This window comes from Caulobacter sp. UNC358MFTsu5.1, from assembly GCF_000712075.1.
In the GTDB taxonomy this organism is placed as follows: domain Bacteria; phylum Pseudomonadota; class Alphaproteobacteria; order Caulobacterales; family Caulobacteraceae; genus Caulobacter.
The window spans coordinates 931,070-944,928 of sequence record NZ_JONW01000005.1; the positions used below are offsets into that span (position 1 = coordinate 931,070).

The 13,859-nt window shown below is 69.5% G+C and carries 11 protein-coding genes; 2 read left to right on the forward strand and 9 right to left on the reverse strand.

Annotated features, from left to right (window positions below; genetic code table 11):
• The 9 genes from BR39_RS27245 to BR39_RS0106280 form a co-directional block, all read right to left on the reverse strand.
• Positions 1 to 801, reverse strand: a complete 801-nt coding sequence (locus tag BR39_RS27245) for a cytosine permease (RefSeq protein ID WP_255347288.1) — start codon at positions 799 to 801, stop codon at positions 1 to 3.
• Positions 698 to 1,333 carry a cytosine permease gene (locus BR39_RS27250; RefSeq protein ID WP_255347289.1) on the reverse strand — a complete coding sequence of 212 codons (636 nt, stop codon included), beginning with the start codon at positions 1,331 to 1,333 and terminating at the stop codon, positions 698 to 700. The genes BR39_RS27245 and BR39_RS27250 overlap by 104 nt, the downstream gene beginning before the upstream one ends.
• A gap of 145 nt (positions 1,334 to 1,478) precedes the next feature.
• A complete protein-coding gene (locus BR39_RS0106250; protein WP_081916563.1) occupies positions 1,479 to 2,006 on the reverse strand; it encodes a tetratricopeptide repeat protein in 528 nt (175 codons plus the stop codon).
• Positions 2,007 to 2,065: 59 nt separating this feature from the next.
• Entirely contained in the window at positions 2,066 to 2,758 is a 693-nt protein-coding gene (gene phoB / locus BR39_RS0106255; protein ID WP_012288542.1) for a phosphate regulon transcriptional regulator PhoB, read from the reverse strand.
• Positions 2,759 to 2,776: 18 nt separating this feature from the next.
• Positions 2,777 to 3,466, reverse strand: coding sequence for a phosphate signaling complex protein PhoU (phoU, locus tag BR39_RS0106260; RefSeq protein WP_029908814.1), 690 nt, complete (start codon positions 3,464 to 3,466; stop codon positions 2,777 to 2,779).
• Positions 3,467 to 3,488: 22 nt separating this feature from the next.
• On the reverse strand, positions 3,489 to 4,349 hold the full coding sequence (pstB, locus tag BR39_RS0106265; RefSeq protein ID WP_369795620.1) for a phosphate ABC transporter ATP-binding protein PstB: 861 nt from the start codon (positions 4,347 to 4,349) through the stop codon (positions 3,489 to 3,491).
• A 52-nt stretch (positions 4,350 to 4,401) separates the two neighbouring features.
• A complete protein-coding gene (gene pstA / locus BR39_RS0106270; protein ID WP_029908817.1) occupies positions 4,402 to 5,718 on the reverse strand; it encodes a phosphate ABC transporter permease PstA in 1,317 nt (438 codons plus the stop codon).
• Positions 5,711 to 7,153 carry a phosphate ABC transporter permease subunit PstC gene (gene pstC / locus BR39_RS0106275; RefSeq protein ID WP_029908819.1) on the reverse strand — a complete coding sequence of 481 codons (1,443 nt, stop codon included), beginning with the start codon at positions 7,151 to 7,153 and terminating at the stop codon, positions 5,711 to 5,713. Before pstC ends, pstA begins: the two co-directional genes overlap by 8 nt.
• A 101-nt stretch (positions 7,154 to 7,254) precedes the next feature.
• Positions 7,255 to 8,709: a cell wall metabolism sensor histidine kinase WalK gene (locus BR39_RS0106280; RefSeq protein ID WP_029908821.1), complete on the reverse strand. Its 1,455-nt coding sequence runs from the start codon at positions 8,707 to 8,709 to the stop codon at positions 7,255 to 7,257.
• Positions 8,710 to 8,884: 175 nt separating this feature from the next.
• Between BR39_RS0106280 and BR39_RS0106285 the strand changes: the two genes are divergently transcribed.
• Complete coding sequence (locus tag BR39_RS0106285; RefSeq protein WP_029908823.1) at positions 8,885 to 12,166, forward strand: autotransporter domain-containing protein; 3,282 nt, start codon at positions 8,885 to 8,887, stop codon at positions 12,164 to 12,166.
• Between the two features lie 247 nt (positions 12,167 to 12,413).
• Positions 12,414 to 13,856, forward strand: a complete 1,443-nt coding sequence (locus BR39_RS0106290) for a porin (RefSeq protein ID WP_029908825.1) — start codon at positions 12,414 to 12,416, stop codon at positions 13,854 to 13,856.
• The last annotated feature ends 3 nt before the right edge of the window (positions 13,857 to 13,859 follow it).

A 13,859-nucleotide genomic window follows, 5' to 3' on the forward strand; every position in this document is an offset into this window, starting at 1 on the left:
CTAGGCGGGGCGGCGGGGCACGGCCCGCAGCGCCAGATAGACCCCCGCCGCCGTCGCGAACGACGGCAGGGTGGCGCCCAGGTCGGGCGCCTGCCGGGTCAGGACCTGGTAGGCGCCGACGCCGACCGCCCAAGCCAGGAGGCCGGCCAGGTTCAGCGCCCCGGCGGCCTCCGCCCGGCGGCGGCGGACGATGAAGTGGTCGGCCAGCAGCACGCCGAACAGCGGCGCGAACACCGATCCGATCAGCAGCAGGAAGGTCTCGTAGCGGGCCATCGGGGCCAGCAGGGCGATGGCCGTGCAGACCACGCCGAAGCCCACGGCCAGGCGGGCGGGCCCCACGCGCACCAGGGTGGCGGTCGAGACGGCGGCCGAGTGGATGTCGGCGAAGGTGTTGTCGGTCTCGTCGATGACGATCAGCAGCAGGGCGATCCCGCCGCCGCTGGCCGCCAGGGCCGACAGCAAGAGGCCCTCGCCGCCCCCGGCGACCAGGGCGTAGGCCGCGCCCAGGCCCATGAACCAGACATTGGCCAGCAGGTAGCCGACGAAGGCGCCCCGGAACATGCCGCGCGGCGAGCGGCCGAAGCGGGTGTAGTCGGCGATCAGCGGCAGCCACGACAGCGGCATGGCCACCACCAGGTCGACCCCGGCCCCGAAGCCCATCTCGCCCGTCCCGGCCCGGGCCATCAGGGCGCCCAGGTCATGCTCGGCCAGCAGCCGCCAGGACAGCCAGCCGGCGCCGGCCAGCAGCAGCCACAGGCCCCAGGCCCGGAGGAACCGCCGCACGAACGACACCGGCCCCATCACCGCCAGGCCGGTGGCCAGGGCGCCGAACGCCAGGGTCCACAGCAGGGGGGACGCCGAAGGTCTGCTTGACCAGGGCGTCGGCGGAGTCGCGCATGGCGATGATCTCGAACGCGCCCCAGCCGGTCAGCTGGACGGCGTTCAGCACGGCCGGGACCGCCGCCCCGCGCGCGCCCAGGGCCAGGCGCAGCGACCCCATGGCCGAAAGCCCGGTGTCGGCCCCCACCACCCCGGCGGCCGCCAGCAGCAGCGCCCCCAGCACCGACCCGACGACGATCGCCGCCAGGGCCGCGCCCAGGCTCAGCCCCGGGACCAGGAACGCGCCGGCCTGCAGGACCAGCAGGCCGATGCCCAGGCTGAACCACAGGGAGAACGCGTCGAGCCCGCCCAGCGCCCGGCGCTCGGCGGGGACGGGGGTCAGGGGGTCGTAGGCGTCGGGGGCGTCGGGGGCGGAGTCGAGCTGGGCCATGGGCCGGGTGTAGCAGGTGGGCGCATCGGCGCGAAAGCCGAGGCGGGCTACGAGCGGGGACATGCCCTTGGGCGTGTCCCCAAGTCCGGGCGCGGCGCTTGCCGATGGGGACACGCCCAAGGGCATGTCCCCGGCCCGCGCTCGCCCCATCGTCCGTCATCCTCGGACTTGTTCCGAGGACCCCGGCTTCAGCCGCGAAGGAGGGTGATCAGGGATTTGAGCAATGGGGCCAGGCGATGCGGGCTTCGGGATAGCCGCCCTGCACCGCTCGCCGATACCAGGACACGGCTTCCTCGCAGCTCTGTTTCACGCCGCGTCCTTCCTCGTACGCCCGGCCGACGTTGATGTAGGCCTCCAGCGCATGAGCGTCGGCCGCCTTGCGAAACCAAACCAGGGCTTGGGCATAGTCCTGCGGAACGCCGTCGCCGTGTTCGTACAGGGTCCCAAGATTGTTCTGCGCCGCGGTGTTCCCCTGCTCCGCCGCCTTGCGATACCAGGCGGCGGCCTTGGCATGGTCCTGCGGCACGCCCCAGCCCATCAGATAGAGGCGGGCCAGATAGGATTGCGCGGTGGGATCGCCTTGCTCGGCGGCGGGCGTCCAGAGCTTCAGCGCCGTCGCGTAGTCGTTCCGCTTGGCCGCCTCCAACCCGTCCTCGACGGGTCCGGCATAGGCCAGGCCATGGCAGGCGGCGGCCAGAGCCAGGCCGACCAAGGTTTTCAGGATCGTACGCGCCATCTGTTCCCCCAAAGCACTGGGCAAGGGACAACAGCTGACGCGTCGATGCAACCGGGAGCTTACGCCGCGTCGAGATCCAGCGAATATCCCGCCGAACGCACGGTCCGGATCGGATCCCCGTCCACGTCGCCGTTCAGCGCCTTGCGCAGACGCCCGATGTGCACGTCCACGGTCCGGGCCTCGACATAGACGTCCGAGCCCCAGACGGCGTCCAGCAGCTGTTCGCGGCTGAACACCCGGCCCGGGTGCTGCATCAGGTAGTCGAGCAGGCGGAACTCGGTCGGGCCCAGGTGGACCTCCTTGCCCTGGCGCTTCACGCGATGGGCGACGCGGTCGATGACGATGTCGCCGACCGTGATGCGGTCGTCGGCCAGGCCCGGGCGGATACGGCGCAGGACGGCGCGGACGCGGGCCGTCAGCTCGATCATCGAGAACGGCTTGACCACGTAGTCGTCGGCCCCGGTGTCCAGGCCCCGGATGCGGTCGCTCTCCTCGCCGCGCGCCGTCAGCATGATGATCGGCACGTTGCGGGTTTCCGAGCGGCCGCGCAGGCGGCGGCAGACCTCGATTCCCGAGACCTTGGGCAGCATCCAGTCCAGGATCACCAGGTCGGGCGCGCGCTCGGAGGCCATGGTCAGGGCTTCCTCGCCGTCGCCGGCCACGCCGACGACGTAGCCTTCCTTGTCGAGGTTGTAGTGCAGCAGGGTGGCCAGGGCGTCTTCGTCTTCGACCACCAGAACGTAAGGAGTCACTTCGGCCGGCCCTCTTCGTTACTTCGACAGCTCGAGCTTGGGACGCTGGGAGATGATCTCCTCGCCGGTCAGCTCGAAATGGATGATCTCGGCGATGTTGGTGGCGTGGTCGCCGATGCGCTCGAGGTTCTTGGCGACGAACAGCAGATGAGCGCACGGATTGATCGTCCGGGGGTCGCCCATCATGTAGGTCAGCAGTTCGCGGAAGATGGCGTTGTAGTGCTCGTCCACCTCCTCGTCGCGGCCCCACACGCCGATGGCGCGCTGCAGGTCCGAGGCGGTGTAGGCGTCCAGCACGTCCTTCAGGCGGCCCTGGACCAGGCGGCCCATGCGCTCGATCGAGCGGGTCAGGGCGCTCATCGGGTCGGCCTCGGTCAGGATCAGGGCGCGCTTGCCGATGTTCTTGGCCATGTCGCCGCAGCGTTCCAGGCTCATCGAGATCTTCAGGGCGGCCACGGCGTGGCGCAGGTCCACGGCCATCGGCTGGCGCAGGGCGATCAGCTTGAAGGCCTTGCGCTCGATCTCGGCCTGCAGGGTGTCCAGCCGCTCGTCGCGGGCCACCACCTGCTGGGCGAGGGGCGCATCGCGGCGGGCGATGCACTCGATGGCGTCGGCCACCTGGGCCTCGGCCAGGCCGCCCATGCGGGTGACCTCGGCCGTGAGGTGGTTCAGCTCTTCGCCGTAGGACTTGACGGTATGCTCGGTCATGTCTGGTCTCGATCCCTGCCGGTTAGCCGAAGCGGCCGGTGATGTAGTCTTGCGTGCGGGTGTCGCGAGGATTGGTGAACATCTCCTCGGTCGGGCCGCTCTCGACCAGCTTGCCCAGGTGGAAGAAGGCGGTCTTCTGCGACACGCGGGCGGCCTGGGCCATCGAGTGGGTGACGATGACGATGCAGAACTGGCTGCGCAGCTCGTCGATCAGCTCCTCGATCTTGGCGGTGGCGATCGGGTCGAGGGCCGAGCAGGGCTCGTCCATCAGGATCACTTCCGGGCTGACGGCGATGGCGCGGGCGATGACCAGGCGCTGCTGCTGGCCGCCGGACAGGCCGGTGCCGGGCTGGTGCAGGCGGTCGGAGACCTCGTTCCAGAGGCCGGCCTTCTTCAGGCTGCTCTCGACGATGGCTTCCAGCTCGTCCTTGCGCGAGGCCAGGCCGTGGATCTTGGGGCCGTAGGCGACGTTCTCGAAGATCGTCTTGGGGAACGGGTTCGGCTTCTGGAACACCATGCCCACGCGCGAGCGCAGCACCACCGGATCGACGCTCTTGGCGTTGACGTCGCTGCCGTCGATCTCGATCGAGCCCAGCACCTTGGCCGACGGGATGGTGTCGTTCATCCGGTTGATGCAGCGCAGGAAGGTCGACTTGCCGCAGCCCGACGGGCCGATGAAGGCGGTGACGGACTTGGCCGGCACGTCCAGGCTCACGTCGAACAGCGCCTGTTTCTCGCCGTAGAAGACGTTGACGTCGCGAGCGCGGATCTTGAACTCGCTGGTCGTGGCGTGGCCGTGGCCGGCGGGGATCGCCGAGGCCAGGGTCGGGGCCCCAGAGTGTTGGGCGGCGGCGAGGGTGTCGTCGCGGTTTTCGGTCGGCATGGCGTGTCCCAGCGAAAGGGGAGAAGCGAGGGGATTGAGGAAGGTCATCGGTCTACCACCGGCGTTCGAAGCGGCGACGCAGGATCACGGCGGTGGCGTTCATCAGGATCATGAACACCAGCAGCACGATGATGGCCGCGGCGGTGCGTTCGTGGAAGGCGCGTTCCGAGGCGTTCTCCCAGATGAAGACCTGGACCGGCAGGACGGTGGCCGAGCTGGCGAAGTTCTCGGGGGCGCCGGGCACGAAGGCGACCATGCCGATCATCAGCAGCGGGGCGGTCTCGCCCAGGGCGTGGGCCAGCGACAGGATGGCGCCGGTCATCACGCCGGGCATGGCCAGCGGCAGCACGTGGTGGAACACGGTCTGGGCCTTGGAGGCGCCGACGCCCAGGGCGGCTTCGCGGATCGAGGGCGGCACGGCCTTCAGCGAGCTGCGGGTGGCGATGATCACGGTCGGCAGGGCCATCAGGGCCAGCACCAGGCCGCCCACCAGCGGCGAACCGCGCGGCACGTGCAGCCAGTTGATGAACAGGGCCAGGCCCAGCAGGCCGTAGACGATCGACGGCACGGCGGCCAGGTTGTTGATGTTGACCTCGATGATGTCGGTCCAGCGGTTCTTGGGCGCGAACTCCTCCAGATAGACCGCGGCCAGCACGCCCACCGGGATGGCGATCATGGCGGTGATGAACAGCATCATGGCCGAGCCGATCACCGCGCCCCAGACGCCGGCCTGCTCGGGCTCGGTCGAATCGGAGTTGGTGAAGAACTTGGTGTTGAAGCCGGTCTGGACGGTGCCGTCCTTCTTCAGCCGGTCCAGCCAGTCCAGTTGCTGATTGTCGAGCTTGCGGTCTTCCTCGGCGGTCGAGCGCTTGATCTCGCCCTTGTAGTAGAGATCGGCGTCGGCCTTGACCGAACCGGTGACGTTGACCGTCTTGCCGATCAGCGAGCGGTCCTTCTTGACCATCTGGAGCAGCTGGTTGCCGAAGTCGCGCGAGGTCAGGTCCATGATCTTGCCCGACGTCGTGCCCAGGTCGTCGTCCTGGACGCCCAGCTTCTTCATCATCGCCTCGGCGACGATGTAGTCGTAGTTCACGCCCTCCAGGGCGTTCACGTCGATGCGCTCGGGGTTCAGGTAGACCGGCACCGTCAGGGTGTGGGTCTCGAAGGTCGAGTAGCCCTGGGCCACGATGCGGCCGACCAGCACGACCAGGAAGATCATGGCGACGACGATCGCCGCCATGCCCTGGGCGCGGAACAGCTTCTCGGAGCGGTGGCGCTTCTTGAGCAGCGCGTCGCGGGCCGACTCGGCCGGGCGAGCGGCGGGAGCGCCGGGGGAGATGCCCGATGGGGACAGGGAAGCGTCAGTCATATTGTTCCCGGTACTTCTGGACGATGCGCAGGGCGATGATGTTGAGGCCCAGGGTGACCACGAACAGGGTCAGGCCCAGGCCGAAGGCCGACAGCGTCTTGGGGCTGTCGAATTCCTGGTCCCCGGTCAGCAGGGTGACGATCTGGACGGTCACAGTGGTGACGGTGTCCAGCGGGTTGGCGGTCAGCTTGGCCTGCAGGCCGGCGGCCATGGTGACGATCATGGTCTCGCCCACGGCGCGGGACACGGCCAGCAGCATGGCGGCCATGATCCCCGGCAGGGCGGCGGGCAGGACCACCTTCTTGACGGTCTCGGACTTGGTCGCGCCCATGGCGTAGCTGCCGTCGCGGAGCGACTGGGGCACGGCGTTGATGATGTCGTCCGACAGCGAGGAGACGAAGGGGATCAGCATGATGCCCATCACCACCCCGGCCACCAGGGCCATCTGGTTCTGGACCTGCATCAGGTACTGGGCGATCCCGTCCAGCGGGCCGCCGGCCATCTGCTCGCCGATGCCGTTGAAGAAGGCGCGGAACAGCGGGCCCACGGTCAGGGCGGCGAAGAAGCCGTAGACCACGGTCGGCACGCCGGCCAGGATCTCCAGAAGCGGCTTGATGGTCGCCCGCATGCTCCGGCCGGCGTATTCCGACAGGTAGATGGCCGAGTAGAGGCCGATCGGCGCGGCCACCAGCATGGCGATCAGCATCACCAGGAAGGTGCCGGCGAACAGCGGCACGGCTCCGAAGGCGCCCGACGAGGCCACCTGATCGGCGCGCATGGCGATCTGCGGGGCCCATTCGGTGCCGAACAGGAAGCTGAGCGGCGAGACGCTCTCGAAGAAGCGCCAGCTCTCGTAGATCAGCGACATCACGATGCCGAGCGTGGTCAGGACGGCGGCGATCGAGCAGGCGATCAGCACGCCGGCGATCCAGCCCTCGACCCGGTTGCGGGCGCGGAACTCGGTGTTGATGCGCGGGGTGGCCAGCAGGAAGCCGGCCAGGGCCAGCAGGCCGGCCAGGCCCAGGACCGAATAGCTGACGATGCCGTCGATGCGCTTGGCCTCGACGACCTTGGCGTCGAAGGCGGCCCGCAGCGGACCGTCATAGCTGACCTCGCTGGCGGCCTGGCCGGTGGCCACGGCGTTGACGTCGCTGAAGAACACGTCCTGGCGGTCGGGGGTCAGGGCCTGGACCGCCGCCGGCCGCTGGGCCTGCAGCATGGCGTCCTCGACCCGGCCGCCGAAGGTGGCGCCCAGCAGCAGCAGCAGCGCCGCCGGGGCGCCGGCCCACAGGGCGGCGTACAGGCCGTAATAGTTCGGCAGCGAGTGCAGCTTGGCCTTGGAGCCGCCGGAGGACTTCAGCGCGCGGCTTCGGCCGGCCATGAAGGCCGCGCCTGAGAACAGGGCGAGGAACAGGAGCGAGAGCCAGGTCAGCATGCGTGCGGCGGGGTCTTGCAAGGGATGCGGTGACGGCGCACGACGCGCCGTACCGCCCACGCCGATCTATGCCGGGCGGGCGCCGACCTTATGCGACGTTTTCACGACAGTTTTGCGACAGCGCCCGGGACGGCGTCCGGCGCGGGGGTCTCCGAGGGCCCGCCGGAGGGCTCGGACGAGGTCCGGGCCATGGGGAAATAGACCCCGAACGTCGCCCCTTCGCCCTGGACGCTCTCCACGGTCATGCCGCCGCGGTGGCGGTTCATGATGTGCTTGACGATGGCCAGGCCCAGGCCGGTGCCGGACCGCTCGCCGCTCTTCTGGCCCTCGACCCGGTAGAATCGCTCGGTCAGGCGCGGCAGGTGCTCGCGCGCCATGCCGGGACCCCGGTCGCTGACCCGCAGGGAGGCGTAGCGCTCCTCCACCGCGTGGTCGGGGGTCAGCAGCGACATGCGGGCGGCGACCGGGTCGCGCGGCGCGGCGGCCATGTCGGCGGTCAGGCCCGAGAAGATCTCCACCCGCACCACGCCCTCGCGCGGCGTGTACTTGATGGCGTTGTCGACCAGGTTCTGGATCACCTGGACGATCTGGTCGCGGTCGCCCTCGACCACGGCGGCCCCGCGCGGCGGCAGAACGGGGTCGAAGGTCACGGCCTTGTCCTTGGTCTGGGGGGCCAGGGCGTCCAGGACGTCGATCGTCGCCATGGCCAGGTCCACCTGGCCCAGCGGCGGGATGTGCTCGTTGAGCTCGATTCGCGACAGGCTCATCAGGTCGTCGATCAGCCGCGCCATCCGCTCGGCCTGGGCCTGCATGATGCCCAGGAACCGGTCGCGCGCGCCGACGTCGTCCTTGGCGTGGCCGCGCAGGGTCTCGATGAAGCCCGACAGCGAGGCCAGGGGCGTGCGCAGCTCGTGGCTGGCGTTGGCCAGGAAGTCGGCCCGGGTGCGCTCGCTGCGGCGGGAATCGGTCTCGTCGCGCAGCACCAGCAGCGCCAGGCGCGATCCGCGCTCGTCCACGCCCAGCGGCGCGCAGTGCGCGGCCCATTCGCGGCCCTGGGCCCCGCCGCCGACATAGTCGACCGAGCGCCGCACGCCGCCGAACAGGCTCTCGTCCACCGCCTCCAGCACCTGCGGGCTGCGCAGGGCCGAGACCAGCAGCCCGCCGCGCGGCTGCAGCTTGAACAGCTCGCGCGCCGCGGCGTTGGCGAACACGAACCGCCGGCCGGTCAGGTCGTCGGCCTCCTCGGCGGCGATGACCATCAGGGGATCGGGCAGGGTCTCCAGAATCAGGCCGAACGGCGGCGGCTGGTCCAGCGCGGCCGGAACGGGCGCCGGGACGGCCTGGTCGGCGGATCGCCTCAGGGCCCGGCGGGCCAGGACATAGCCGGTGACGCCGCTGGCCAGGGCCAGGGGCACCGCCGCGGCGGTGTTGGCGCCGCCCGCCGCCGCCAGGGCCAGAAGGGCCCCGGGCCCGGCCAGGACAACGCCCCAGACGCCCAGGGGCGTGCTGGCGGACCCGTCGGAACGGGCTGACGAGGACGGCGAGGCCATCGGCATGCGGCAGTCTCGATTACGGCGAAGGGAGGATTCGGCGATCCAGATATGGCGCCCTGTGAACGCTTGCGATAGACCGTCAAACGCCTCGTAGCGCGACGTTGACGGAAAGCACCGCAATTTCGCCGCAACGTGCCGCAATCTGGGGTCTGGGTTTATCTCTAAGGTGTCGTTCGGAATGCAGCGCAAGGTCCTGGTCGCGACAGTCGCAACCGCTCCTCTCCTGGCCATGGCGTTCGGCGCTTATGCTGAGACGGTCATCACAACGGCCCGCACGACGCCGATCGCCACCGCGACGGCCTCGTCGACCAATACGGCCGACGACGTGAAGGTCGACACGGGCGGGGGGATCACCCTGACCACGGCCGGCCCGATGGTCACCGTGAACAGCAACAACAAGGTCACCCTGGGCGGCAACGGCCTGACCTCGGTCGGCGTCGACAACTCGACGGGCGTCCTGATCCAGGGCGGCACGACCGGCTCGGTGACCAACAACGCCGCCATCAGCCTGACCGAGGACTACACCCCGACCGACGACGACAAGGACGCCTCCGGCGCGGCCAAGCCCGACGGCGACCTGGACGGTCCGTTCGCCAAGGGGACCAACCGCTACGGCATCCGCCTGGTCGGCCCGGGCGTGTTCACCGGCGACATCGTCCAGAGCTCGACCGGCTCGATCACGATCGAAGGCAACAATTCGGCCGGCATCTCGCTGGAGAGCGGCCTGGTCGGCAACCTGACCACCGGCGGCGCGATCACCGTCACCGGCGACAACACCTACGGCGTCCACGTGGCCGCCCCCGTGACCGGCAAGGTCTCGATCAACGGCTCCACCAGCGTGACGGGCCTGAACGCCACCGGCGTGGCGATCGACGGCGACGTCAACGGCGCCTTCGTCGTCCAGGGCGGCGTGAGCGCGACCGGCTACCGCTACACCACGCGTCCGTCCACCAAGGAACTGCGCGCCATCCTCGACGCCGACGACCTGCTGCAGGGCGGTTCGGCCGTGCGGGTCACCGCCAATGTCAGCGGCGGCGTGCTGCTGGACGTCCCGCCGCTGGACCTCGACTCGACCAAGACCGACGAGGACGGCGACGGCGTCGCCGACGCCAGCGAAGGCACGGCGGCCCTAGTCAGCTACGGCGCCGCCCCCACCCTGCTGATCGGCTCGGACACCCATTCGGTGGCCATCGGCGCGGTGGGCACGGGCGACAACGCCTACGGCCTGGTCAGCAAGGGCGGCGTCACGGCCAACGGCGTCTATGACGGCGTCTCGGCCACCGCGATCCAGATCGGCGGCAACGCCGGCCAGACCACCACCCTCGCCGGCGGCGCGCGGATCGACAGCACGGTCACCGCGACCGCCTACGAAGCCACGTCCACCGCCTTCCAGGTCAAGGCCGGCGCGTCGGTCCCGACACTGTGGAACAAGGGCCAGATCTCGGTCTTCGGCATCTCGGAAGGCAATTTCGACGCCCGCGGGGTCGCCATCGACGCCGGCGCGACCATGACCACCCTGCGCAACGCCGGATCGATCGCGGCCACCCTGGGTGGCGAAAAGGGCAACGCCTATGGCGTGATCGACAATTCCGGCACGCTGACCACCATCGAGAACACCGGCCGGATCAGCGCCTCGGTCGTCGCGACCGACGACGCCGACGACAAGGACGACGCCGACAACGACGCCACCAACGAGGTGATCACCGGCAAGGCGATCGCCATCGACGTCAGCCACAACACTTCTGGCGTCACCCTGACCCAGAACGGCGTCAACGACGGCGACGACGGCAAGGACGGCGTGGCCGACCCCGACGCGGACGGCGACGGCGTGGACGACGCGGACGAGCCGTCGATCGTGGGGGCCATCAACTTCGGCTCCGGCGCCGACACCTTCAACGTCCAGAACGGCGTCGTGATCGGCGACATCAGCTTCGGCGCCGGGGCGGACGCCCTGAACATCAGCGGCGGCGCGGCCGTGGTCGGCGCGCTGCGCGACTCGGACGGCCAGCTGGCGATCAATGTCGGCAAGGGCTCGCTGGGCCTGGCCAACGCCGAGACCATCAACGCCACCAGCCTGACCCTGGGCGCGGAAAGCAAGCTGCTGTTCACCGCCGACCCGGCGTCGGGCACGAACACCCACCTGGTGATCTCGGGCGCGGCCAACATCGCGTCCGGCGCCCAGCTGGGCCTGCGGCTGAACAGCCTGCTGACGGCCCCGACCAGCTACACCGTCATCACGGCGGGCACGCTGACGGCCGGCACGATCAACCAGGACCTGCTGGGCGGCACGCCGTACATGTACGTGGCCAGCAGCCGCGTCGACACCAACAACGTCTATCTGGACGTGCGCCAGCGCACGGCGGCCGAGATCGGCATGAACAAGGCCCAGACCTCGGCCTTCGACGTCACCAACGCGGCGCTGACCAAGGACGCCAACATCGCCAAGGCCTACCTGGCCCAGACCACCCACGACGGCTATCTGGGCCTCTACGACCAGATGATGCCCGACCAGGGCGAAGGCTTCTTCGCCGCCATGCAGGACGTCACCCACGCGATCGCGACCGCCACGGCCTTCCGGCCCGATCCGGGCGACCGCTACGGGCCCGACAGCCTGTGGGTCCAGGAGATCAACACCCTGGTGCGGCGCGACACCGACGCCTCCATGGGCTCCGACACCCAGGCCTTCGGCTTCGTCGGCGGCTACGAGGCCATGGGCGACGCCGGCGGCGCGCTGGGGCTGACCCTGGCCTTCGTCAGCATCGAAGAGCACGACATCGCCGCCAAGGTGGGCGAACAGACCACCGGCAACTACCTGCAGCTGGGCGCCTACTGGCGCCGGGCGATCGGCGGCTGGCGCATGAACCTGGGCGGCGGCGGCGGCTACGGCTGGTACGACGGCGACCGGACGTTCAACACCGGCGACCTGGACGGCAACGGCACGGCCGACGTCCAGCTGCACAACACCGCCAAGTGGAACGGCTACACCTTCAACGCCTTCGCCGGCACGGCCTACGAGGCCAAGTTCGGCGGCCGCTACTTCGTCCGCCCCGAAGGCTATCTGAACTACCTCTATCTGAGCGAGGGCGAGCGCAAGGAGTCGGGCGGCGGGATCGGCTTCGACCAGATCGTCCACAAGCGCAAATCCGACGGCCTGACCGGCGACGTCGGCATCGTGCTCGGCGCCGACTACGGCCGCGACCTGTGGTGGCGTCCGGAAGTGCGGGTCGGCTATCGCCAGCTGCTGGCCGGCGAGATCGGCGACACGACCTTCAGCTACACCTACGCCGGCGCGCCCACCGCGACCCTGGCGTCGGCCAACGACAAGGACGGCGCGGTCACCCTGGGCTTCGCCCTGCGGGCCGGCACGCCGATGTCGTATCTGGCGCTGGAAGCCAACGCCGAGGCGGCCAAGAAGCAGAAACGCTACAATCTCAAGCTCACCGGCCGGGCAATGTTCTAGTCTTCGGGCCGCCCCCTGGACTTCGGGGGCAAACATGACGAACACTGACGAATAGGCCCGCGCTTCGGCGCGGGCCTTTTTTCGTTCGGGAATCCAGTAGCTTGACCATACGGCGACATCGGCCTCGCCGAGGGGGCCTGAAGGAAAACTCAAAGCCCCGCGCCCTTATCTCTATTTAACACGTAGGAATAATCGTCTTTTGTCCACCGCAACAGCGACGCCGGCCGGGCGTCGAGAGGGGAAGACCATGACCAGAACACAGAAAGCCCTGCGCGCGGCCCTGATCGGCGGAGCCTCGCTCGTCGCCATGACCGGCGCGGCGCAGGCCCAGACCCTGACGCCCGAGCAGCAGCAGGCCCGCATCGAGGCGCTGGAGGCCCAGATCGAGGCCCTGTCCGGCCAGATCGCCGACCTGAAGGCCGCGACCGCCGCCAGCCTGAAGGACGTGCGCGCCGCCCAGTCCCAGACCACCGTCAGCGTCGCCAACGGCAAGCCCACCATCGCCTCGGGCGACGGCGCCTTCAGCGCCAACATCCACGCCGTGATGCAGCTGGACGCCACCTGGTACAACCAGGACAGCAACCTGCCGGCCAACACCGTCGGCCGCGACCTGAACAGCGGCACCAACTTCCGCCGCGCCCGCCTGGGCGTCGACGGCAAGGCCTTCAAGAACTTCGACTACGGCATCCTGCTGGACTTCGGCGGTTCGGGCACCGACGGTCCGGGCGCGCTGCAGGAGATCTACCTCCAGTACAACTACGCGCCGTTCAAGGTGAAGGTCGGGGCCTTCGCGCCGAACCTGGGCCTGGAAGACGCCGCCTCGACCAACGGCTCGCTGTTCCCCGAGCGCCCCGCCGGCGCCGAAGCCGCCCGCGGCCTGGCCGGCGCCGACCGCCGCATCTCGCTGCAGGCCCAGGCCGTCGGCGAGCGCTGGATCGTCTCGGGCGCCGTGACCGGGGCCAAGACCGGCGACGGAGCCACCTTCGACGAGCAGCTGGGCTATGTGGGCCGCGTCGCCTTCATCCCGTTCAAGGGCTACGACTGGCTGACCCATGTCGGCGTCAACGCCAGCAAGATCGCCCAGCCCGCCCAGATCGCCGCCGGCGGCGCCTATCCGATCACGGTCGAGGATCGTCCCGAGCTGCGCACCGACGGCACCCGCCTGGTCAGCTCCGGCGCGATCGACTCGTCGGGCGCGCGCCACTACGGCTTCGAACTGGCCGCCCAGAAGAAGAACTTCCTGATCCAGGGCGAGTACTTCGACATCGCGCTGGACCGCCGCAACAAGCCGGCCAACGTCACCGATCCGAAGTTCTACGGCTGGTACGTGGAAGGCGGCTGGGTGCTGACCGGCGAGCAGCGCAAGTACAATCCCGCCAACTTCGCCTTCGACGCCCCGGCCATCGACAATCCCTTCGATCCGAAGAAGGGCCAGTGGGGCGCCTGGGAACTGGCGGCGCGCTACTCGGTGCTGGACGTCAACCACCACGAATACGCCACCGTCGCGGCCGACCGCGTGCGCGGCGGCGTGCAGGAGATCGCCACCGTCGGCCTGAACTGGTTCCCCAATTCGGTGACCAAGTTCTCGCTGGACTATCTGGACGTCGACGTCGACCGTCGCGACGCCAGCGGCGCCCAGATCGGCCAGAGCTACAAGGCCGTCAACCTGCGCAGCCAGTACGCGTTCTAGGAA

Bases quoted from the DNA above. Each gene is read 5' to 3' on its own strand.
- BR39_RS27245 (WP_255347288.1), bottom strand. From the start codon at position 801: ATGGGGCCGGTGTCGTTCGTGCGGCGGTTCCTCCGGGCCTGGGGCCTG.
- BR39_RS27250 (WP_255347289.1), bottom strand. From the start codon at position 1,333: ATGTCCCCGCTCGTAGCCCGCCTCGGCTTTCGCGCCGATGCGCCCACC.
- BR39_RS0106250 (WP_081916563.1), bottom strand. From the start codon at position 2,006: ATGGCGCGTACGATCCTGAAAACCTTGGTCGGCCTGGCTCTGGCCGCC.
- phoU (WP_029908814.1), bottom strand. From the start codon at position 3,466: ATGACCGAGCATACCGTCAAGTCCTACGGCGAAGAGCTGAACCACCTC.
- pstB (WP_369795620.1), bottom strand. From the start codon at position 4,349: ATGCCGACCGAAAACCGCGACGACACCCTCGCCGCCGCCCAACACTCT.
- pstA (WP_029908817.1), bottom strand. From the start codon at position 5,718: ATGACTGACGCTTCCCTGTCCCCATCGGGCATCTCCCCCGGCGCTCCC.
- pstC (WP_029908819.1), bottom strand. From the start codon at position 7,153: ATGCTGACCTGGCTCTCGCTCCTGTTCCTCGCCCTGTTCTCAGGCGCG.
- BR39_RS0106280 (WP_029908821.1), bottom strand. From the start codon at position 8,709: ATGCCGATGGCCTCGCCGTCCTCGTCAGCCCGTTCCGACGGGTCCGCC.
- BR39_RS0106285 (WP_029908823.1), top strand. From the start codon at position 8,885: ATGCAGCGCAAGGTCCTGGTCGCGACAGTCGCAACCGCTCCTCTCCTG.
- BR39_RS0106290 (WP_029908825.1), top strand. From the start codon at position 12,414: ATGACCAGAACACAGAAAGCCCTGCGCGCGGCCCTGATCGGCGGAGCC.